Origin of the sequence: Brevibacillus thermoruber 423 (assembly GCF_000454065.1) — a bacterium.
GTDB lineage: Bacteria > Bacillota > Bacilli > Brevibacillales > Brevibacillaceae > Brevibacillus > Brevibacillus thermoruber.
The window spans coordinates 763,118-783,797 of sequence record NZ_ATNE01000001.1; the positions used below are offsets into that span (position 1 = coordinate 763,118).

At 57.9% G+C, this 20,680-nt stretch carries 17 protein-coding genes and 13 tRNA genes; 4 read left to right on the top strand and 26 right to left on the bottom strand.

Annotation, left to right across the window (positions count from 1 at the left end; translation table 11 throughout):
• Window positions 1–2: 2 nt before the first annotated feature.
• The 3 genes from M516_RS0103685 to M516_RS0103695 are packed head-to-tail and all read right to left on the bottom strand — an operon-like array spanning window position 3 to window position 3,287.
• Entirely contained in the window at window positions 3–1,031 is a 1,029-nt protein-coding gene (locus tag M516_RS0103685; RefSeq protein ID WP_231558804.1) for a glycosyl transferase, read from the bottom strand.
• Between the two features lie 19 nt (window positions 1,032–1,050).
• Window positions 1,051–2,247, bottom strand: a complete 1,197-nt coding sequence (locus M516_RS0103690; protein WP_029097930.1) for a glycosyltransferase family 4 protein — start codon at window positions 2,245–2,247, stop codon at window positions 1,051–1,053.
• Window positions 2,244–3,287, bottom strand: a complete 1,044-nt coding sequence (locus tag M516_RS0103695; RefSeq protein ID WP_029097931.1) for a nucleotidyltransferase family protein — start codon at window positions 3,285–3,287, stop codon at window positions 2,244–2,246. Before M516_RS0103695 ends, M516_RS0103690 begins: the two co-directional genes overlap by 4 nt.
• A 594-nt stretch (window positions 3,288–3,881) precedes the next feature.
• Between M516_RS0103695 and M516_RS0103700 the strand changes: the two genes are divergently transcribed.
• Window positions 3,882–4,160 (top strand): DUF2573 family protein, encoded by a 279-nt coding sequence (locus M516_RS0103700; RefSeq protein WP_029097932.1) that lies wholly within the window; start codon window positions 3,882–3,884, stop codon window positions 4,158–4,160.
• 734 nt (window positions 4,161–4,894) lie between these two features.
• Window positions 4,895–5,632, top strand: coding sequence for a DUF3050 domain-containing protein (locus M516_RS0103705; RefSeq protein WP_029097933.1), 738 nt, complete (start codon window positions 4,895–4,897; stop codon window positions 5,630–5,632).
• 1,232 nt (window positions 5,633–6,864) lie between these two features.
• On the opposite strand, the gene M516_RS0103715 is transcribed toward M516_RS0103705, so the two are convergent.
• The 5 genes from M516_RS0103715 to trmL all read right to left on the bottom strand — a co-directional run bounded on the left by M516_RS0103715 (window position 6,865) and on the right by trmL (window position 12,307).
• Window positions 6,865–7,191 (bottom strand): hypothetical protein, encoded by a 327-nt coding sequence (locus tag M516_RS0103715; protein WP_029097935.1) that lies wholly within the window; start codon window positions 7,189–7,191, stop codon window positions 6,865–6,867.
• Window positions 7,188–8,348 (bottom strand): sporulation protein YhbH, encoded by a 1,161-nt coding sequence (yhbH, locus tag M516_RS0103720; protein ID WP_029097936.1) that lies wholly within the window; start codon window positions 8,346–8,348, stop codon window positions 7,188–7,190. Before yhbH ends, M516_RS0103715 begins: the two co-directional genes overlap by 4 nt.
• A 147-nt stretch (window positions 8,349–8,495) precedes the next feature.
• Complete coding sequence (locus M516_RS0103725) at window positions 8,496–10,394, bottom strand: PrkA family serine protein kinase (RefSeq protein WP_029097937.1); 1,899 nt, start codon at window positions 10,392–10,394, stop codon at window positions 8,496–8,498.
• A gap of 594 nt (window positions 10,395–10,988) precedes the next feature.
• Complete coding sequence (locus M516_RS0103735; protein ID WP_029097938.1) at window positions 10,989–11,714, bottom strand: HAD family hydrolase; 726 nt, start codon at window positions 11,712–11,714, stop codon at window positions 10,989–10,991.
• 122 nt (window positions 11,715–11,836) lie between these two features.
• Window positions 11,837–12,307: a tRNA (uridine(34)/cytosine(34)/5-carboxymethylaminomethyluridine(34)-2'-O)-methyltransferase TrmL gene (gene trmL / locus M516_RS0103740; protein ID WP_029097939.1), complete on the bottom strand. Its 471-nt coding sequence runs from the start codon at window positions 12,305–12,307 to the stop codon at window positions 11,837–11,839.
• Window positions 12,308–12,518: 211 nt separating this feature from the next.
• On the opposite strand from trmL, the gene M516_RS0103745 reads away from it, so the two are divergent.
• On the top strand, window positions 12,519–13,205 hold the full coding sequence (locus M516_RS0103745; protein WP_035288629.1) for a ferric reductase-like transmembrane domain-containing protein: 687 nt from the start codon (window positions 12,519–12,521) through the stop codon (window positions 13,203–13,205).
• A gap of 47 nt (window positions 13,206–13,252) precedes the next feature.
• On the opposite strand, the gene M516_RS0103750 is transcribed toward M516_RS0103745, so the two are convergent.
• The 4 genes from M516_RS0103750 to rnhA form a co-directional block, all read right to left on the bottom strand.
• A complete protein-coding gene (locus tag M516_RS0103750; protein ID WP_035288631.1) occupies window positions 13,253–14,221 on the bottom strand; it encodes an amidase domain-containing protein in 969 nt (322 codons plus the stop codon).
• A 283-nt stretch (window positions 14,222–14,504) separates the two neighbouring features.
• Window positions 14,505–15,056, bottom strand: a complete 552-nt coding sequence (locus M516_RS0103755) for a methylated-DNA--[protein]-cysteine S-methyltransferase (protein WP_029097942.1) — start codon at window positions 15,054–15,056, stop codon at window positions 14,505–14,507.
• Between the two features lie 38 nt (window positions 15,057–15,094).
• The gene (gene queG / locus M516_RS22690) at window positions 15,095–16,300 is read right to left on the bottom strand and encodes a tRNA epoxyqueuosine(34) reductase QueG (protein ID WP_051188090.1); all 1,206 of its coding nucleotides are present in this window, start codon (window positions 16,298–16,300) and stop codon (window positions 15,095–15,097) included.
• Window positions 16,297–16,731: a ribonuclease HI gene (gene rnhA / locus M516_RS0103765; RefSeq protein WP_029097943.1), complete on the bottom strand. Its 435-nt coding sequence runs from the start codon at window positions 16,729–16,731 to the stop codon at window positions 16,297–16,299. Before rnhA ends, queG begins: the two co-directional genes overlap by 4 nt.
• A 214-nt stretch (window positions 16,732–16,945) precedes the next feature.
• On the opposite strand from rnhA, the gene M516_RS0103770 reads away from it, so the two are divergent.
• Complete coding sequence (locus tag M516_RS0103770; RefSeq protein WP_029097944.1) at window positions 16,946–17,617, top strand: B3/B4 domain-containing protein; 672 nt, start codon at window positions 16,946–16,948, stop codon at window positions 17,615–17,617.
• 40 nt (window positions 17,618–17,657) lie between these two features.
• On the opposite strand, the gene M516_RS0103775 is transcribed toward M516_RS0103770, so the two are convergent.
• From M516_RS0103775 to M516_RS0103840, 14 genes are all read right to left on the bottom strand, one after another.
• Window positions 17,658–19,001 carry a purine/pyrimidine permease gene (locus tag M516_RS0103775; protein ID WP_029097945.1) on the bottom strand — a complete coding sequence of 448 codons (1,344 nt, stop codon included), beginning with the start codon at window positions 18,999–19,001 and terminating at the stop codon, window positions 17,658–17,660.
• Between the two features lie 257 nt (window positions 19,002–19,258).
• Window positions 19,259–19,341 (bottom strand) — tRNA-Leu (locus tag M516_RS0103780).
• A 7-nt stretch (window positions 19,342–19,348) separates the two neighbouring features.
• A tRNA-Cys gene (locus tag M516_RS0103785) sits at window positions 19,349–19,423 on the bottom strand.
• Between the two features lie 63 nt (window positions 19,424–19,486).
• Window positions 19,487–19,562: transfer RNA gene (locus M516_RS0103790), tRNA-Gly, on the bottom strand.
• Window positions 19,563–19,567: 5 nt separating this feature from the next.
• Window positions 19,568–19,642: transfer RNA gene (locus M516_RS0103795), tRNA-Gln, on the bottom strand.
• Between the two features lie 14 nt (window positions 19,643–19,656).
• A tRNA-His gene (locus M516_RS0103800) sits at window positions 19,657–19,732 on the bottom strand.
• An 8-nt stretch (window positions 19,733–19,740) separates the two neighbouring features.
• Window positions 19,741–19,814 (bottom strand) — tRNA-Trp (locus M516_RS0103805).
• A 5-nt stretch (window positions 19,815–19,819) separates the two neighbouring features.
• Window positions 19,820–19,895: transfer RNA gene (locus M516_RS0103810), tRNA-Phe, on the bottom strand.
• Window positions 19,896–19,924: 29 nt separating this feature from the next.
• Window positions 19,925–20,001, bottom strand: a tRNA-Asp gene (locus M516_RS0103815).
• Between the two features lie 5 nt (window positions 20,002–20,006).
• Window positions 20,007–20,083, bottom strand: a tRNA-Met gene (locus M516_RS0103820).
• 21 nt (window positions 20,084–20,104) lie between these two features.
• A tRNA-Val gene (locus M516_RS0103825) sits at window positions 20,105–20,180 on the bottom strand.
• Between the two features lie 73 nt (window positions 20,181–20,253).
• Window positions 20,254–20,330, bottom strand: a tRNA-Glu gene (locus M516_RS0103830).
• 4 nt (window positions 20,331–20,334) lie between these two features.
• Window positions 20,335–20,427, bottom strand: a tRNA-Ser gene (locus M516_RS0103835).
• Between the two features lie 7 nt (window positions 20,428–20,434).
• A tRNA-Asn gene (locus M516_RS0103840) sits at window positions 20,435–20,510 on the bottom strand.
• Window positions 20,511–20,680 lie beyond the last annotated feature (170 nt).

Sequence of the window (20,680 nt, forward strand, 5' to 3'; positions counted from 1 at the left end):
CATCAACCTCCAGTTACCGCAGTGTGATAAATCGCTTCCGTCAGCAAGTAGGACAGGGTCGATTCCGCTCCCTGATTCAGATTGGCTCCGCTTGGAGTCAGTCCGTCGCAGCAGCTTCCTTCCGCCGCGTCTGCCATCGGCACGGCTCCATCGTTGTCTCCGTAAAACCACGCCCGGCATTTGTCCACCGTTTGCCGGTACACAGGATCAGCCAGCACCGCATGGGCTTCCGCCGAAGCGAGCGCCAGTTTCATCACTTCCAACGGCTGCTGATCCCAGTCGCTGCGGGACTGCGGCGTGCACCAGCCCCGGTTGCCGATGGGGCGAATCACGCCGTTTTGTCCGGTCATCTTGGCGATCAGAAAATCGAGGCTCTCTTTGGCGATGGCCAGCGTCTCCTCCCGCTTCGTCACGCGGTAGGCGGAAAACAGCGCCCACGGCAGCACGCCGTTTCCGTAGGTCATCACCGGCTCGAACCAATGCCAGCCGTCGGCGGACGCCTCCCGGTACAGCCGGGTCAGCCGTTCTTCAAACAGCTCGATCAGCTCGATGCAGGCGGTAGAATCGGCAGAGCCGCTGCCGTTCCGGGCCAAAAAGCTGCACGCTGCCAGCGCGAAGGCCCACCCGCGCGGAAACTTCATCGCCGTCGTCCGCGGCAGCCCTTTGGCAAACAGTTGGGAGGCGACAAACCGCCGGCCGCTGTCGGGAAGCGCCGCCGATGCGACCGCGCACGCCCACAGCGCACGGCCGAGACAGTCGTCAGACGGCTTCTCCGGTTCCGGCCTGCGGTCGTAGCCGATGTTGTTGTGGAAGCTGCCGTCCTCCTGCTGAACCCACAAAAGGAACCCGAGATAGCGGTCGATCAGGCGGTCAAGGGTCGCCTGCAGATCGCGGTCTCCCGCCTGGTCCGCATGCTGCCGCCAAACGGCACACGCCCACAGCGCTCTGGCGTTGTCATCGGTGGTATAGCCCTCCCGGCGGCGCGGGATGTTTCCGAGACAGTGCTCCAACAGTCCGGTGTCATCGGTCATTCTCTCCAGGTGTCGAAAGCTAACGGGAAAGGGCCGCAACGGGTGTTCCCTCCGTCTGTTCAAACGTGCTGCCGGACTGTTTGGAAAGCTTGACAAACAGGGAAGCGTAGCGTTTGCCGATCTGCGGCCAGTGCATGGCGGAGCCGATGCGGCCGATTTTTGCCTCCCAGTCCCGCCTCAGGCTGTCGTCACGCAAGAGCGCCGCGATTTTTTCCGCCCACCGCTCGCGTTCGCCATACGGAATCAGCAGCTCGTCGCAGCCCTCCAGTAAATCCTGGGCATAGCTGTACGGCGTGCTCAACACCGGACGTCCCAGCCCGACCGCATAGGCCAGCGTGCCGCTGGTGATCTGCTCCATTCCCGGGTAAGGGGTGACGTACAGGTCGCACGCCGTCAGGAATTGGACCAGTTCCTCTTCGTCCACGTACCGGTCGATCATCACCACATGGCGTTCCAGGCGGTTTCGCCGGATCAGCTCCATCAGCTCCTCCCGGTACGCTTCCCCTTCCCGTTTCTTCACTTCCGGATGGGTTTGGCCGACCACCGCGTAGAGCAGGTTGGGGACCTCTTTCACCGCTTGCGGCAGCGCCTCCAAAATCAGTTCCAAACCCTTTCCGCGGCTGAGCAGGCCAAACGTCATCATGACCTTTTTATCCGCCCAGTTCAGCCGCTGCCGAACGGCCTCCCGCTGCTGCGGGTTGGGAACGGGGGTGCCGTGCGGGATAAACACGATGTTCTCTTCCGGAATCCCGAACGACTGCCGCAGATAGCCGACTGCCCGGCGATTCATTACGACGATCCGATCGCTCCGTTCGGCGATCTCCCGCTGAATCGACCGGTACGGTTCCTGGGGCGAGGCAAACACGGTGTGGAAGGTCGTGACGAGCGGTTTTTTCAGCTCGCGTACAAAGTCCAGCACATACGCCCCTGCTTCCCCGCCAAAAATGCCGAACTCATGCTGCAGGGAGACGACCGACACGCCGCTCTCGTTCACTCTCTGCGCCATCGCCCGATACGCCTCCCTGTCGTGTTTGGCAAGCGGCCACAGCGCCTGATTGTTCCCGTACCCCTGTTCGTTCTCGTCGGCCATCACGATCACCGGGTCCGCTGCGTTCCACAGTTTCGCCTGTTTCACGTGATGCCGCAGGTGATGGGTATACGTCGCCAGTCCGCACTTTTTCGGAACGTACGTGCTCATGTAAGCCACCTGGATCATCCTTGTCCTCCTCCCGCCGTCCGGTTCATCACCGCTTCATGCAAAATGTGGCTGGCTTCCAGCTCCAATCCGTACCCAAAGATGCAGTTCTTCAACTGGGCCGCGTCGCGCACCTTGCAGCCGTTCCACATGATCGTTTCCGAGCAGCGGACGCCCTTGCCCAGTTCGCAGCCGTCGCCGATCACCGCATACGGTCCGATCACGCTCCGCTCGCCGATTTTTACCCGCCGGCCGATCAGCACCGGCGGCACGATCAGCACGCCTTGGGCGATCTCGCTCTCCTCCCCGATCAGGATGCCCGTGCCGTGTTCTTTCTCTCGAAACGGCAGGGACAGCTTGCGATCCAAGAGGTCCCAGTGCACCTGCCGGTAACGGTTTTTCGTCCCCAGATCCATCCAGTAGCCGTCGATCAACTTGCCGTAGACCCCCACGTTCCGTTCGATCAGAAGCGGGAACGTCTCCCGTTCGATCGATACTTCCCGTCCCTGCGGAATCCACTTCAGCACCTCTTTTTCCATCACGTAGATGCCTGCGTTAATCCGGTTCGACGGCGCCGTCTCCTTGTCCGGCTTTTCCACGAAGCGGATAATTTCCCCTGTGGCTCGCTGTTCCACCACGCCGTACTGCGACGGGTCATCCACCTCGGTCAGCCCGATCGTGACGCCCCCCTTGTGCTGCACGTGGAAGTCCAGCAGCGGCAGCAGCGATACCTGGTGAACGATGTCCGCATTGACCGCCAGAAAACGGTCGCTCAGCAGTTTTTCCGCGTTTTTGATCGCCCCTGCCGTGCCCAACAGGGTTTTTTCCACTGCGTATTCGATGTTGACGCCCCACGCCTGTCCGTCGCCGAAGTACCGTTGAATCATTTCCGGATAATGCTTGACGGCAATCACAAAATCAACGATTCCCTGCTGTTTGAGGTGAACGATGAGATGCTCCAGCCACGGGCGGTTTCCCACCAAAGCCATCGGTTTTGCCAGATTCTCCGTCAGCGGTCTCAGCCGGGTGCCCAAACCACCCGCCAACAGCAATGCCTTCACGAGTCATCATCCTCCCTTTTTGAGAAAATAAAAAAGAAGCTTGCACATAAACGAAATCTTTTACCTTCATTTGAAAAAATGAGCAATAAAAAATTTCCATTTATGAACAATCTTCTTTTTTGTCACACAGCGCTCAGGGACTGACAGCGATGTGCCGTATGGGTTATGGAAAGACAACGGTAACGTGCGGCGTCGAACCGGCTGAAGCCTGTGTTCTTCACGCTCTTTCGCACCATCACTGTTAGCACTCATTTGATGTGAGTGCTAACAGTTTATATGGTAAAATTATGATAATTTCCTGGCAAACGTGGAAATCAGCGATTTTCCCTGATTTTCTCGAAAAATGAGGATATTTTCCACATTACGATTTGTTTTCTCCTTATTCTTCCATAAATCTCGTTTTTACGATGTATTTTATGGAATCGTCCCTCGTCGCCCGCATTGGTCAGCATCATTCCCTATCATGGACCAACGCGGCAGATGACCGCTGCCTTTCCGATACATCTCCCCCTGATCATTTCCAAAATGATCCGTTATACTAAGAGGGAACGATTCCACCCCCATCGACCGATGGAGTCAGAAAGGAAGATGTCGATGCCGGACAACCAAACCTTTTCCCCCGAATTTCAAGCACTGCTGGAAAAGTTCACGGAACTGCTAACCGGTGAAGCCACACCCGAACGCGTCCAGATGGTAACCATCTGGTGTCTCTATTCCCACATGGCAAAAGTAATGCCGCCGCTCATCCAACACTGGGGCAGCGAACCGGAGCACCAGCAGGCCAAGGCGGAAATCAAGCGGATTTTTGAACAGATCAAGCAGTGGAACCAGGAAAAGAACGCCAAAAACACGCCGCCCAACATTGTGCAGTAACGCCCAACTCATGCGTTCCACACGGGTTCCGCTGCTTCTTTGCCAAAAAAGCCGGTAACTCCATGAGCAGCGGCCTGCCTTGACTGTTCCCTCGCAGCATTCCGACGGGGCCGAATCACTCGCAGCCTCACTCCATGCTGGATCAGGCACCACGTCACGCAGCACCGGGTCTCACTTCACGCTGGATCGGGCCGGCAACAAGACGTTCCGGAAACGTTCCGGGGAACCGGCACCGCACACGATAGAGGCTCCCCGCTTCCACACGGCGAACGTGCGTGATGCGGAGGAAGAGCAGCCCGTTGTGTTCGCGGTGCCCCTGTCCAAAGCGCCTGGTGCCGAGCAGAACCGTGTATCATGGCACATGCCGGATTCACGTCACGCCTGGCCATTTTCACTCGAGCTGATCTCCCGCCATTTCATGGGAGGCCGGCTCTTTTTCATGCCTGAATGTTCTGTACGGGAAAGCAACCAGCCTGACCTCTACCGGACAGAAAGCTAGGTTTTTCCAGATTGACCACGACCGGACGGACAGACAGATTTTTCCGGACTAACCACAAACGACGGACAGACAGATTTTTCCGGACTAACCACAAACGACGGACAGACAGGTTTTTTCCAGCCCCCGGGACGCCCGAACATGTACAGGTCGCCGTCATGGACGCCGCTCGACTGTCTGTGCCATAATAGAAACGACACTTCGCGGGGCCATCCCTCAAGGAAAGGAACTGAACCTGATGAACAACATCCGTACGATTCGCGAAGAACTGCTGCAGCACCCCGTGTACCGGGAGATCAACACGCCCGAGCGTGTCCGTATCTTCATGCAGCACCACGTTTTTGCCGTATGGGACTTTATGAGCCTGTTGAAACGGCTGCAGCGGGACCTGACCTGCACGGAGGTGCCCTGGATTCCGTCCCGACACAGCCAGTACGCCCGTTTCATCAACGAGATTGTGCTGGGCGAGGAGACCGATGAAGACGGTCAAGGTGGCTATGCCAGCCATTTCGAACTATACGTGGAAGCGATGAACGAATGCGGCGCGGATACGGGTCCCATCAATCGCTTTCTGGCCGAACTGCAGGCCGGACAAGACTCGCTTGCAGCGCTGCAGGCCGCGGAAGTTCCGGAATCCGTCTTTCGCTTTGTCCGCCATACCCTGGAACTGGCGAAAAACGGCGGGACCCATGAAGTATGCGCCGCCTTCTTCTTCGGACGGGAGGACATCATCCCGGACATGTTTCAGGTGCTGGTCGACGAACTGAACCGAAATGGCCAATCGACCAAACGGCTGAACTACTACCTGCAGCGGCACATCGAACTGGACGGGGACGAACACGGCCCGCTGGCGGAAAAGCTGCTGACCGCCCTGTGTGAAGACTCCCCGGAAAAACAGGCGGAGGCAGAACGAACGGCCGTGCAGTCGCTTCGTGCCCGCATCGATCTGTGGAACGGAGTGCTGGCCGTGCTGTAGCCGCGACAGAGGAACAGACGCAAAAAACCGGACGATGGCCGTCCGGTCAGACTGAAGACAGGCGATTGGATTGATGGAGAAGCATGGTTTTCAGACAGAGCCGCTATTGGACCCGACCGGGCCGCGCAGCGTTTTGCGGGAACAAGGAGCGCCGCCTTTGAAGAGGCCGTTCCACGAGTCACTATCGGTTTTGGCGATCCCCCGCAACTCGCTGCGGAGCGTGCAGTCCGTGCTTCCCTGCCGAGCGTTTAGCGGGCCCCGTTTATCGTGACGGAACTTTGGTTGATGTGGTTCCGTCCGTACTTCCCTGACAAGCAAGCGTTAACCGGGCCCGCCGAACGCGCGCGTTTGCTTGTGTTCGGCGGGAAAAGACGGAGCGGATGCCGGAAAACGTGCTTCTCCCCATGCCGTCACGTTGTCTGCACTCTGAGGGACACACCCCCGCATCCCATTTCATTGAAAGGAACGCGTACAGTGAATGATAGTGTATCGATGATGGTAGCGATCGCTCTTTTTATGGTGATGAAATACGGGTTCACCAAGCGGGATCAATCACTGAAAATCACTCACCTGGTAATGGAGTATGTTATTACGGTTGGTCTTGTACTCGTCATACAATACATTATGTTCGGTTTGGCTTCCATTTCAGCAAGTTGAAAGCCATACCCAAACACATGAGGCCTCACACGTTTTATTCCCAAAATCATATGTCTTCCCCAAAATGTAAACTGCTGCAGAACGAAAAAAATCAATTTTGATAATGGGTAGTGGGAAAAGACGAGCCCAACTAACGCCCCATCTGCTCTGCCCAACATCGTGCAGTAACTCCCCAATCACGCGTTCCAGACGGGTTCCGCTGCTTCTATGCGAAAAAGCCGTTGCCTCCATAAGCAACGGCCTGCCTCGACCTGTTCCCTCACAACATTCGGACTTGGCGGAGATCAACCGCAGCGCCAGGCCGCGCTACACGCTGGATCGGACCAGCAAAAAGACGTTCCGAGGAATTTCCGAGGGGTTGGCATCGTACACGATAGAGGTGCCTCGCATCCACACGATAAACGTGCTCTTCCTTGTGAACGACAACATTGATTAAAGGGACTCCGTATTAAGTGCCTTTCACTGTATATGAGTCTGCTGGTTCTTTTTTCTGCCATCCTCCCGATTCTTCTCGGGCGTACCGATTACTGCACCGACTGCAGACGGCTTTATGAACTGCCACCCCAAATCGGTGTTTATTTAGGCTCTTTCTTGATAAAAAAAGAAAGTACCATCAACGCTACCGCCAACAATATTTCAACGCAAAAGATTACCCAAAAATTTTCATTAACGTTATCAAATGTATGTTGTGTGCCACTACCAGTCACTTTAAGTTTTTGGATAAACATATAGTCGTCCCAAAACATAGCTAACAAATAGTGTGTTAAAGCGCCATAGAGTAACCTCCTCTTATTGGTTATCGGAGAAACAAGGGGGTAATCTTGAGGACTTATGAGGTGCAGCACACGGGGCGCACCACACAAAAAACCGGACGATAACCGTCCGGTTCCCTCTGCTCTCATCCCAAACTGACTTCCTTCTTCCCGAAAAACGTCTTCAACGCCTTGTACACTTCTCCCTTTTCCCGGATGACGCAGTGCATGAACTTCGGCTCCTTGATGTGCCGGTAGGCGGACATCAGGGTGGAGTGCCGGTTGTACTGATTCACCTCTCCGTATCCAAACATGTTGCAGCGATCCATCAATTCCTTGACCAGCTTGACGCATCGTTCGTTGTCGGACGTCAGGTTGTCGCCGTCGGAGAAGTGGAACGGATAGATGTTGTACTGGGACGAAGGATAGCGGCTGTCGATGATCTCCAGCGCCTTCTTGTAGGCGGAGGAGCAGATCGTGCCGCCGCTCTCGCCCTTGGAGAAAAAGACCTCCTCCGGCACTTCCTTGGCGTCGGTATGATGAGCGATAAAGACGATTTCCACCTTTTCGTACTTGGTTCGAAGAAAGCGCAGCATCCAGAAGAAAAAGCTGCGGGCGATGTACTTCTCAAACACACCCATCGAGCCGGAGGTGTCCATCATGGCGATGATGACGGCGTTGGAGTGGGGCTTGACGATCTCCTCCCACGTCTTGAAGCGCAGGTCATCGTCGCTGATGCCCAGCTCCAGGTCGTTGTAGCCGGCCAGCGCGTTGCGGCGGATGGCGGCGATCAGCGTCCGTCTTTTGTCGATGTTGCCCATCAGCCCTTTTTTGCGGACGTCGTTGAAACGCGTCTCTTCCACGATGATCCTGTCCTCGTCCTTTTGCTGGAGGTTGGGCAGCTCCAGCTCGGCAAACAACATCTCCTCCAGCTCTTCGACAGTGATCTCCGCCTCGAAATAGTCGACACCCGGCTGGTCGCCCGCTCCCTGTCCCTTGCCGGGGCCCTGGGCGGCGTCCCCGTCTTTGGCGATGACGTCGCCCACTTTGCTGTCTCCTTTTCCCTGACCGCCGTGCTGCCCCTTCTGAAAATTGAAGCGGAGCCGGTACTCATCCAGGGAACGGATCGGGATTTTGATCACTTCCCGCCCGTTGGACATGACGATGTTTTCCTCACTGACCAGATCGGGCAGGTTTTTCTTGATCGCTTCTTTCACTTTTTCCTGATGCCGGTTCTGATCCTGGTACCCTTTGCGGTGCAGCGACCAGTCTTCCCGGGAGACGACGAACGGTGACGAATCTTCCATATAGACTCCCCCCTCCTGCTGGCGCATCTTCGGCGTATGGGCTTCCCTGGCAAGCCGAATCCTGGTGCCCTCTGGGTACTTCCTACTGGCGCAGCTACGTCGAATCAACTTCCCTGGCAAGCCAGATCCGGGTGCCCTCTGGGTACTTTATCTGTTCAGCAGACTGCCGACATACCGGAGAAGCTCATTGGCGCACACAGGGCAGTAGCGGTGTTCCTCGATCAGCCGTCTGGTCACCTCGTTGATCTTTTTCAACTGGTGTTCGTCCGGTGTTTTGTTGGAGGTGGTGATTTTCACCACGTCTTTCAAATCGGCGAACAGCTTCTTCTCGATCGCTTCCCGCAGGCGGTCGTGCGTGCTGTAGTCAAAGCGTTTCCCTTTGCGCGCGTACGCCGAAATGCGAATCAGGATTTCTTCGCGGAACGCCCGCTTGGCGTTTTCGGAGATGCCGATCTGCTCCTCGATGGAGCGCATCAGCCGCTCATCCGGATCCATCTCTTCGCCGGTAACGGGGTCCCTTATCTTATTCATATTGCAATACGCTTCCACATTGTCCAGGTAGTTGTCCATGAGCGTTTTCGCCGATTCTTCGTAGCTGTAGACAAACGCTTTCTGCACTTCCTTCTTGGCCAGTTCGTCGTACTCCTTGCGGGCCATGGAAATGAAGTTGAGATACCGCTCCCGCTGCTCCTTGGTGATGGAGGGATGCTGGTCAAACCCTTCCTTCAGCGCGCGCAGGATGTCGAGCGCGTTGATGCATTCGGTGTCCCGCCGGATCAGCGCGCTGGAGATCCGGTTGATCACGTAGCGCGGGTCGATGCCGGACATCCCTTCATCCGCATGCTCGTTCCGGAGTTCGTCCAGATCGGAGCCTTTGAAGCCTTCCACCGACTCCCCATCGTATAGGCGCATCTTTTTCAGCAGATCGGCCCCCTGCTTTTTCGACTCCTTCAACCGCGTGAGGATGGAAAAGATGGCGGCTGCCCGGAGCGCGTGCGGCGCGATATGGACGTGGCCGAGATCGGACTGCTTGATCAGCTTGGCGTAGATCTTTTCCTCGTCGCTCACGCGCAGGTTGTACGGGATCGGCATGACGATGATCCGCGACTGCAGCGCCTCGTTTTTCTTGTTGGCGATAAACGCCTTGTACTCCGCCTCGTTGGTGTGGGCGACAATCAGTTCGTCGGCGGAAATCAGCGCGAAGCGGCCGGCCTTGAAATTGCCCTCCTGGGTGAGCGAGAGCAGGTGCCAAAGAAACTTTTCGTCGCATTTCAGCATCTCCTGGAATTCCATCAAGCCGCGGTTCGCCTTGTTCAGCTCCCCGTCAAAGCGGTATGCCCGCGGATCCGACTCGGAGCCGTATTTGGTGATCGTGGAAAAGTCGATGCTCCCGGTCAGGTCGGCGATGTCCTGGGATTTCGGGTCGGACGGGCTGAACGTGCCGATCCCGACGCGGTCGGCTTCGGAAAAGAGGATACGGCGAACGGGAAAATCTTCAATGCGCCCGCCGTATTCCGTCTCCAGCCGCATGCGGTTGTACGGGGTCAGGTCCCCTTCGATTTTGATCCCCAGTTCTTCCTCGATCTCCGGCCGCAGTTCGCGGGGGATCAGGTGAAGCGGCTCCTCTTGCATCGGGCAGCCGTCCAGCGCGTACACAGCCCCCTCATCGGTGCGGGAGTACTCCTCCAATCCGCGTTTCAGCATCGTCACGATTGTCGATTTCCCCCCGCTGACGGGTCCCATCAGGAGCAGAATCCGTTTGCGCACATCCAGGCGGCGGGCGGCGGAGTGAAAATACTCTTCCACCAGCCGCTCGATCGCCCGATCCAGTCCGAAGATCTCCCGGCTGAAAAACTTGTACGAGCGGCTTCCGTCTTCGTTTTCTTCGACGCCTGCAGCCTTGATCATGTTGTAGACCCGCGAATGTGCGGTTTGGACGATCCGCGGATTTTTGCGTACCATCTCCAAATATTCGGCAAATGTGCCTTTCCACATCAGTTTTTCTTCACGGGCCCTGTGCTCGGCGATGCGTTTTAAAATGTCCATGCTCGTCTCTCCTCCTTCATAAGCCCCTCTCTCTTCGCGAACAACAGTGTACTTTCATGTATATGTCCGACTGCGGCCACGCATGCGCGTGGACCCGTTCCATCGGAGCGGCAACAGGATGCACAATCCTTTTCATATGTGTATGCACAATGACAACACATGTTTCAGCCCTCCCGCGACAAATCTGGCGCCTTCCGGTTCCCGTCAGCCGCGAAACATTCATGAAAATGACAGAAACGGCAAAGCGTAACTCCCTTGCAAACAGGGCAAGCTACGCTATAATGGGAGTAGTTTGGTAATACGAAAGGAGCAGTCCAACATGGGTACGTTTATCGTAGGGTTGGTCTTTGCCGCTTTCCTGTTCTTCATTCTCACGGCGGGATACAACGAGGACAAGACCTGGAATCTGTAAGGCCGAGCCGGATCGCCGGCTTTCCTTTTTGACATCGCTCCCAGGAAAAAAGCAGGCTGCCTGAATTGGGCAACCTGCTTTTTTTTGCGGATCACTCGCGGATGTCTGCTTGTTTTCTGCACAAAAAAAAAGACGTCACCGCATCACGGTGACGGTCGGCCGATAACGCGTGTCCCCCCTTCTCAGCGGGCGAACACACCCGTCCGCTGAGAAATGGCGGCGTAGAGCTCTTCCAAGGTGCCGCACTGATCGACCGGATACTGCGGTTCGCCGCGGTCTTCCAGCCAGTTGGTGACGAGAAACGTCTTCATCCCCAGCTTGCCGGCCACCATGTCCTCCTGCATGTGGTTGCCGACCATTACGCATTCCGTCGGCTGCACCCCCAGCTTTTGGCAAATCTCGGCGAAATAGGCGGGATTGGGCTTGGTGAAGTGGGATTCCTCGTACACCGTGACCAGCTCAAAGTCATGCGGCGCCAGCTCGATCCAGGCCAGCCGGTGATGGATGGCGGCGCGGGGGAAGACCGGATTGGTGGCGACGGCCACGCGGAATCCTTGCCGTTTGGCTTCCTCCACGATCTGTTTCGCCCACGGCGACGGGTAGGTCATGTGGGAAAGCTGGGGAAAAACATCCCGGTAAAACGCGTCAAACATCGGCCACAGTTCGTCCTTGTCCCACAGGCCGTGTTTGCTGAAATACTCGACAAACACCTGCTCGTTGGTCTTGTCCGGCTCCTGGTTGGCGATCATCGCCTTGGTGGCGTCCCAGATCAGGGCGAGCATTTTCTCGGCGTCATAGCGGTCGCCGACGTAGCGGCCCAGCTCCTTCAGATACCCTTTGACAAACGGCTCCGTCTGCATCTCCAACAGCGTGCCGTCCAGGTCAAACAAAATGGTGGTCACCGTCATCGTATCGTTCTCCTTTTTCCTTGTCGAACGGCTGGGCGGCGCGATGAAGCGCTTCCTGCTGCCCGGTCCGCCTCCCTTTTCGTCACCGCATCGAGCAAGATTGTTGTGATAGGGGCTGTCCGTTACGAGAGCCCGGGGAAGCCCAACTGCCTGAGCCCTTCAAACAGGACGATGGCGGCGCAGTTGGACAAATTGATGGAGCGGGTGGCGCCGCTCATCGGGATGCGGATCGTCTGTTCCCGGTACCGGTCGGTCAGCTCGGTAGGCAGGCCGGTGGTCTCTTTGCCGAGGATGATGTAATCGCCGTCGCGGAACGAAACCTCCGTGTACAGCTTTTCTCCCCACGTTTCCACGAAGTAAAACGTGCCGGCGTTCTCTCCCTGCGCCTGGGCAAAGTGCTCAAAGCTGTCGTAGTGATGAACCTTTACCGCATGCCAGTAATCAAGGCCGGCCCGTTTCAGGTAGCGGTCGTCCGTGGAAAACCCCAGCGGATGAATCAGGTGCAGATGAGCCCCCGTCGCCGCGCAGGAGCGGGCGATATTGCCCGTGTTGGCGGGAATGAGCGGCTCGTGCAGGACAATGTGCAGCGGCATGTCAACAAACTCCTTGTCAACCGAACTTTCAAACATCCTCTATTATACCGAATCTCCCATGGAGATGACCACCTTCCGAGTTGCCGGTATCCCCCGCTCTCCCGCCGCATGCTTGACTCGCCCAATCCTCGTGGCTGCTGTAACAAACAGACCGGCTGCCGCATCAAAAGAAAAAAAAGCCCCGCACACGGGAAGAAAGGAGCTGTCGCCCATGCGGTTATTTCGCGCGGCAACCTACACGGCCAGCCTGGCGCTGCTGGCGCTCTGGGCGGGATGGATGCAGCCTGACTTCAACTTTTTTCCTTCACTGGAGGCCTGGAGCATGATGCTGGGGTACCTCGCCTTTGTCCTGATCGGGCTTACCCTCCTGGTGGGGCCCATCAAACTGTGGCTGCCGCCCCGCTTCGTTCCGTATTGCCTGCTTCTGCGCCGCGACCTGGGCATTCTTGCGGGCGCGGCCGGTTTCCTGCACGTCGCGCTGGTGCTGTACCTGTTCGAACGGGGGCCGGAATTGATGTTTCCGCAGCGTGAACTCCAGGCAGACGGCTGGCTGGGACTCTTTTTCCTGCATGACGGGAGCGGGGCCGGGACGCTTTATCCCAACCTGACCGTCACCGGCGCAGCCAACTACCTGGGCCTGACCGCCTTTTTCGTGCTGCTCTCCCTCTGGCTCACCTCCTCCCGGCGCGCGGAACAGCTTCTGGGCGGAGCGGGCTGGAAACGGCTGCATCTGAACGCCCCGCTGCTGTACGTGCTGGTGCTGTTTCACGGCATCATCTATGTGGAGTCGATCAAAGGCGAGCCGCACACGCTTGGCGACCTGCTCGGGTGGGCCGCTCTCGTCTGGCTGCTCCGCTCGATCAGCTTCGTCCGCACGGCGCTCAGACGACGGCCGTAGCCCGACAAAAAGAGGCGGTTCCTCCCGAGGAGGCCGCCTCTTTTGTCTCACATGCCCTGTATGTGAAAAAACGCGTAGCGAATGTTTGGAGTGTAGGCCGTCGAGTCCCGATAGTTCCAGTAGCGCATCCGGCTGTTGGTCGTATGGGCGTTGACCAATGGCAGGTGGTTGGCGTCCTTGGCCACGACGATGGTGGTGTGCTGGAACCGTCCGTCTCCGTCAAAGTCGTAACAGATCACATCCCCCGGCATCAACTGTTCCGGCGAGTTCTTCTGCACGGCACGCATCGGCGGCCCGCCCGATTTCAGCAGCAGGTACAAGCTGTGCGCCACCGCCCAACTGTAGCTCCAACTGGCCGATTTGCCCGACCGCATCCACCAGCCGCGCCCTTTTTCCCCGGAAAACAGCATCGGGATGCCGCCCGCGTAGAGACATTGCGAGATGAAATTGGTGCAGTCGTCGGTAAAATGGGGGTAGGCCGGATTGGCGGAGTTCCAGTACCGCTCCGCATAGGCGACCGCCTGCTCCGCTTGGTACCCCTTCGCTCCGTGAACGGTTAATGTCGGCTGCATCCCTTCCCCAGTCCCGATCATCTCCATCCATGCTTCCGGCTTTTTCAACACGGCCGCGTCCGTCTCCCCGTCCGGGCACGGCCCGATCCAATCCAGCGCCCATCCCGTTCCCTGCCTGATTACGGCCATCCGCTGCTGCCGGCGCGTTTCTTCCACAAGTTCAGCGCCGTGCTGCCGGTACGTTCGCCGGACGTGCCAGGCAAATTCCACTTGTACGCGCCCGTTGTACTCCAGCCAATACAGCGGCACCACGTTACCCTGAACCGCGGTGATCTCCGCTCCCCTGTCCCGATACTGTTCCTGTTCCCGCAGCCACAGCTCCCGCTGCTCCGCCCCCGCACCGGGGACCGCTCCCAACGGCTGCAGCCGCTCCCATCGGCCGTCGACCCAGCTTTGTTGTACGGCGTTACAATAGTCCTGCAGGAAGTTCAGCCAATCTTCCATCCGCCTCCTCCTTTCCCCGTTGGCCCGCGCCCGTTTTCCTGTTCGGTTTTTTCCGTTTTCGTCCTGCTGCTTCGATGTGTTTCGCACACAGTTCGCGGCAGCGGTGATTTCCGCTTTCATCCCGCTGTCTGGGTGATTCCCGCTTCACATCACCGCTTCCGTATGTCCCGTTGCGTTTTTCCCCTCACGTCGGGGTTCATGCGCTCGCGCTGGCCTCTCCCTGATGCTTATGACAGTTCGCGGCCGTTCAGAAGGACTGGGAACAACAAAAAAGCTGCCCGGTTTACCGGACAGCTTTTGGCGAGCGGCCGTGGACAGACGCTGCGTGTGCGCCTTCCAATGCCAGCAGGTGTTCTTTGATTGAGAGCCCGCCGCCGTATCCGACGAGCGCTCCGTTGGAACCGATGACGCGATGGCAGGGAACGACGATGGGGATGGGATTGCGGTTGTTCGCCCCGCCGATGGCCCGGACCGCTTTTGCCGCACCGATGGATATCGCAATCTCCTTGTAGGAACGCGTCTCGCCATAGGGAATGCGGGTCAGTTCGGTCCAGACCGCTTTTTGAAACGGCGTGCCGTACAATTCCAGCGGGATGTCAAACGTCTTCCGCCGACCGGCAAAATACTCGTCCAACTGCTCGCGGACAGGCTGGTTTCCCAGATCGTCCCGGCTGATGGAGACGCCCATGAAGGTCTTGCGGCACCAGCGCTGCAAGCTGGGCAGCGCCTGCTCCTCGGAGCCAAACTCGATGAAGCAGAGTCCGTTTTCCGTAGAAGCAATGAGCAGCGGTCCAATCGGCGAGTCCATGGTGGTGTACCCCAATACTTGTGGCATCCATCGTTCCTCCCTACCCGTTTTTTCATGTGAATGATCTACACGTTTGCCCCCTTGCTGCCCCTCTCGTTGTCCGTTTGGGCTGCTCTGGACGAACCGGGCTGGTGCAAAAGGGCGATTCCCTTCTCCACTTCGGCCAGCACGTCCGGCGACGTCTCCCGTTCCCGGGCCGCCTGCAGCGCCGCTTCCGCCTCAGCGCCGCCGATCCTGCCCAACGCCCAGGCGGCCGTTCCCCGAATGACGGGGCGGGGATCCTCTTCCAGCAGCCGGATCAAATCGGGAACAGCGGTGCGGTCGCGGAAATGGGCCAGCGCCAGGATGGCGTTTCGCTGAATCGGCTTCTTCCCGCGCCAGGCAGCGGAGGAAGCGCCGAACGTCTGCTTGAATTCCTTGTTGCTCATGTGAAGCAGCGGACGCAAAAGCGGTTTGGCCACTTCCGGATCGGGCCTGAATTCCGCGTGATGGGCAAAGTGCTTGCCGCGGTTTTTGGGACAGACCGTCTGACAGGTGTCGCAGCCGTACAGCCGGTTGCCGATCTTCGCCCTGTACTGGTCGGGAATGAAATCTTTTACCTGTGTTAAAAATGCCACACACTTCTGTGCGTTGAGCTGCCCTCCCTGAACCAGCGCCCCTGTCGGACAGGCTTCCACACACAGATTGCAGTCGCCGCACCCTTCCTCCACCGGCTTGTCCGGAGGCAGCGGCAGGTTGGTGATCAGCTCACCCAGATAGACCCACGAGCCAAACTCCGGCGTAATCAGCGCGCAGTTTTTGCCTACCCATCCCAAGCCGGCCCGCTCCGCTACGGCACGGTCGGACAAGGCACCCGTATCCACCATCGATTGCACCCGGGCTCCGGGCTCCAGACGGCAGATAAACCGGGCCAGCTTGTCCAACTTCTCGCGCAGGACGTGATGGTAGTCCATCCCCCATGCCGCGCGGCAGAGGATGCCGCGATACGCGCCCGGTTCGGATTTAGGCGGGTTTTCCATCTTGGAGGGATATGCCAGCGCGATGGCAATCAGCGACCGCGCCCCTTCCAGACTGAGGCTGGGATCGGTCCGTTTGTCCAGATCAGGCTCCTCAAACCCGGATTCGTACCCTTTTTCCCGATGCTCCACCAAACGCTCTTTCAGCGTCAGAAACGGATCGGCACTGGCAAACCCGATCTTGTCGATTCCAATCTCGTTGGCATACGCGATAATCGCCTGCTTCGTCTGTTCCCAGTACTGCCGGTCGCTCACAGTTGTTTGATCGCCCCCGTGGCCAGTTCGTCGCAGCGGTTGTTCCACACGTTGTCCGCGTGACCTTTTACCTTGACGTACTGAACCTGGTGTATTTCCATCAAGCGCAGCAGTTCCTTCCACAGGTCCTGGTTTTCCACCGGCTGGTTCTTGCTGTTCTTCCAGCCGTTGCGCTGCCAGCCTTTGTACCATCCCTGCTGAAAGCAGTTCACCAGGTAGGCGCTGTCGCTGTACAAGGTGACCTTGCACGGCTCCTTCAGCGCGGACAGCGCCTCGATCGCCGCCTTGAGCTCCATCCGGTTGTTGGTGGTATTGGCTTCTGCACCGGACATTTCCTTTTTGTGCTCGCCGTACATCAGCACGGCGCCCCAGCCGCCCGGTCCCGGATTGCCGGAGCAGGCACCGTCGGTATAAATGGTCACTTCACGCATTGTCGGGGAATCCCTCCTGTTCATCTTTATTGTAACGAAGGACAGCCGCTTCCACAAAATTTTTTGCTGCTGTCTCTGAAAGGATATGTGTCGCGGCACAGCCTGCCAGGCAGAAAAACAAACCTCCGCTGACGAAGAAACGTCTTCGATATGACTTCCATCGCCGTTTTTGTTATACTACCAAAAAACGGTTGAGAGACAAGGAGTGACACTGATGAAGGTACGCTTGGACTCCACGGTGGTTGAACGCCTGCCGCGTTTTTCTCTGGGCGTCATTCACTACGCCGGCGTGACCGTAAGCCCGTCTCCCAAAATGCTGCAGGGGCGCATCAATCTGTTCGTGGAATCGCTGCGTTTGGAGCGGGAGCTCGCCAATCTGGCCGAGATCGAAGGCGTGCGTGAATGGCGCGCCTGCTTCAAGCGGCTGGGGATCGATCCCTCCCGTTACCGTCCTTCCTCGGAGGCCCTGATTCGCCGGCTGCTGCAGGGCCATCCGTTTTTCTGGATCAACGGCGCGGTCGACGTCAACAACTTCTTCTCCGTGCTGCATGCCCTGCCGTACGGCATTTACGACGAAGATCAACTGCGCGGCCCTGTGGTCTGCCGGCTGGGACAAGCCTCCGACGCTTACCAGGGACTAAACGGCCGTGAAGTGCAGATGGAGGGAAAACTGCTTCTCGCCGATGACCAGGGCGCGTTCGGCAGCCCGATCGTCGACTCGGTGCGGACGTCCGTCACGGAGAACAGCCGCAACCTGATGCAGGTGATTTTTTTCCACGAGCACGTGTCTCCGAATCAGCGGGACGAGATTCTCGGCGCGACGGCCCGCATGTTCACGGAAATCAACGGCGGCGAAGTGACGCTCTCCTATCTCGTCACCTCGTAACCGCTCCCCTGGGGCAATTGCCAAACAAAAAGACGGTCCGTCACGCAGAGCGGCCGTCTTTTTGCATCTCCGTTGTCGGCTCCGATTCCGCCGGCCGGGGAAACACCACGTGTTCCAGCAGCAGGCACACCATGACGCCGAGCAGCAGCCCGTTGCCGAACAGAAAGCTCGCCAGCGAGGGAAGGTGCTGCCACGCCGTCGCCGGCACAAACATGACCCCGATCCCCACCAAGAGCGAACTGCCGCCGATCGTGATATCCCGGTCATCCAACCGGATCGACGCCAGGTCTTTTATTCCAAATCCAAGCAGCTGCGTATAGGCGATAAACATCCCGGCGTACGCGACCGGCGTCGGCAGGGCGGCCAGGAACTGGGATACGGACGGCAGCATGCCGATCACCATCATCCCCGCCATCGCTGCCATGAACGGCAAACGGGCCGCCATCCCCGTCGTCTGGATCACGGCCGCCGCCAACGACAGCGGAATCATGCCGACAACCCCGGCCAACCCGGACAGGATGTGAGACACCCCGGTAAACACGCCGCCCCGGTTGTATTGCTGGACGGTCGGCTCCGACCGGGTCGCCTTGCCCACGACGGACAAACTGGTGACCAAATTGGTAAGCAGGACAAACCCGGTCAGCAGACTGGTCAGGATGACTCCCCCATCCCACTTGGGCTCTCCCCAAAAAAACAGGGTGGGCAGCACCATCCACTCGTCACTGGGCCGGATCGGTTCCGTCCAGCCCAAAACGGCGTACAGTCCCCATCCGATCGACATTCCCAGCAGCACGGCGTAGCTGGCCAACCGCCTGCTGCGCAGAAAGACGAGAACCAGCGCGACGATCAAGACCGACACCAGGGCAATGCCCGGATGAACTTCCTTTGCGTGCCGGTAGCCGATCCCCAGCATGCCGGTCACAATGCTGCTGCACAAGGAGACCGCCAACAGCACCATGTAGGTGCCGGACACAAGCGGCGTAAACCAGCGCTGGATTTTGCTGATCCAGCCCAGCATCCCAAACAGCAGGAACAAGCCGCCCGCCAGGATCAACCCCACCTGGAACGATTGGCCGATCAGCCGCGGACCCATTCCCACGCTGGATCCAATCTGCGCCAAAATGATAAAGATGCCCCACCACAATCCCGCGGGCCCATCCATCATCGGATAGCGGTGTCCCAGCCACGCCTGCAGGAAAGAGGCCAAGCCAATGAAGAACATGGTCTGCTGCATCAGGTGACTGATCTCGTCAGGCCGCAAACCGTACACGTCCCCGATCGCCAACGGAACGGCGACACTGCTGGAAACCGTAACGATCAGCCATTGCAGGGCGGCCAAAACGGTTGTGCCCGCCGGCGGCCTTTCATGCAATCCGTAACTCATCCCCAACACCCCGTTCGCTGTCAATCTGCCACTGGCGTACTGGCCTATTCTGTGCAGGAAAACAGAAAGCACGCCGATTCCAGCGTGCAAAGTCCGATCTCGTAGGAATAACATTGAGAGAACATACAGTCGATCATGCCTTGCCTGTGGCCTTTTCATCTTACCATAAGACCGGTTCGTTTGGTAATCCAAACCGGCTCTGTACGAACACGCAAAAACGAGGAATCTGTTCGATTCCTCGTTGAAACCTTCAGGTATGGTGCCGGTAGAGGGACTTGAACCCCCACGGTTTCCCTCACGATTTTGAGTCGCGCGCGTCTGCCAATTCCGCCATACCGGCACGTTTATGGAGGAGGCACCCGGATTCGAACCGGGGGATAAGGGTTTTGCAGACCCGTGCCTTACCACTTGGCTATGCCTCCATGTTTGACATTATATTCGGCATGGGCTGACCATGTTCCGTCCAAACCCTGCCGAGACACAAATGGAGCGGACGACGGGTCTCGAACCCGCGACCTTCGCCTTGGCAAGGCGACGCTCTACCAATTGAGCTACGTCCGCATAAATGGCTGGGGCACTAGGATTCGAACCTAGGAATGACGGAGTCAAAGTCCGTTGCCTTACCGCTTGGCTATGCCCCAATATGAGATTAAGATGGGGCGATCGATGGGAATCGAACCCACGAATGTCGGAGCCACAATCCGATGCGTTAGCCACTTCGCCACGACCGCCACGCAATTGGCAGGGGCAGTAGGAATCGAACCCACACCAAAGGTTTTGGAGACCTTCGTTCTACCGTTAAACTATGCCCCTGTATATGGTGGCTCGGGACGGAATCGAACCGCCGACACGAGGATTTTCAGTCCTCTGCTCTACCGACTGAGCTACCGAGCCATCGCTGATGAAGCAAAGGGAAACGAGAATGGCGGAGCTGACGGGACTCGAACCCGCGACCTCCGGTGTGACAGACCGGCGTGAACTCCAACTTCACCACAGCTCCAGGTTTGGTTGCGGGAGCAGGATTTGAACCTGCGACCTTCGGGTTATGAGCCCGACGAGCTACCAGACTGCTCCATCCCGCGACGATTGAAATTCTACAGTAATGGTGGAGGCTGACGGGATCGAACCGCCGACCCTCTGCTTGTAAGGCAGATGCTCTCCCAGCTGAGCTAAGCCTCCACAACACCCCACAAAGTGACGGATTGCTTTGAAGCGAATTCCGATTACGTTGTGGGGATCCCATCTCTTTACATGGTGACCCGTAGGGGATTCGAACCCCTGAATGACAGCGTGAAAGGCTGCTGTGTTAAACCGCTTCACCAACGGGCCATGATGGCGGATGGAGTGGGATTTGAACCCACGAGACGAGTTATCCCCGCCTACACGATTTCCAATCGTGCTCCTTCGGCCTCTCGGACATCCATCCGTAATAATGGCTCCTCGGGAGGGACTCGAACCCCCGACCGATCGGTTAACAGCCGATTGCTCTACCGACTGAGCTACCGAGGAACGATGAAGACTTCGGTCGACTACAACCACCTCGTTCTGAGGCAGCACCGGCACTTGCACGCACCGTGCTTCGCGCCTTCAAAACTGGATACGCATGGGTGGCAAAGGATATGGAGTGGATAAGTCCTCGACCGATTAGTATTCGTCAGCTCCACGCGTTGCCGCGCTTC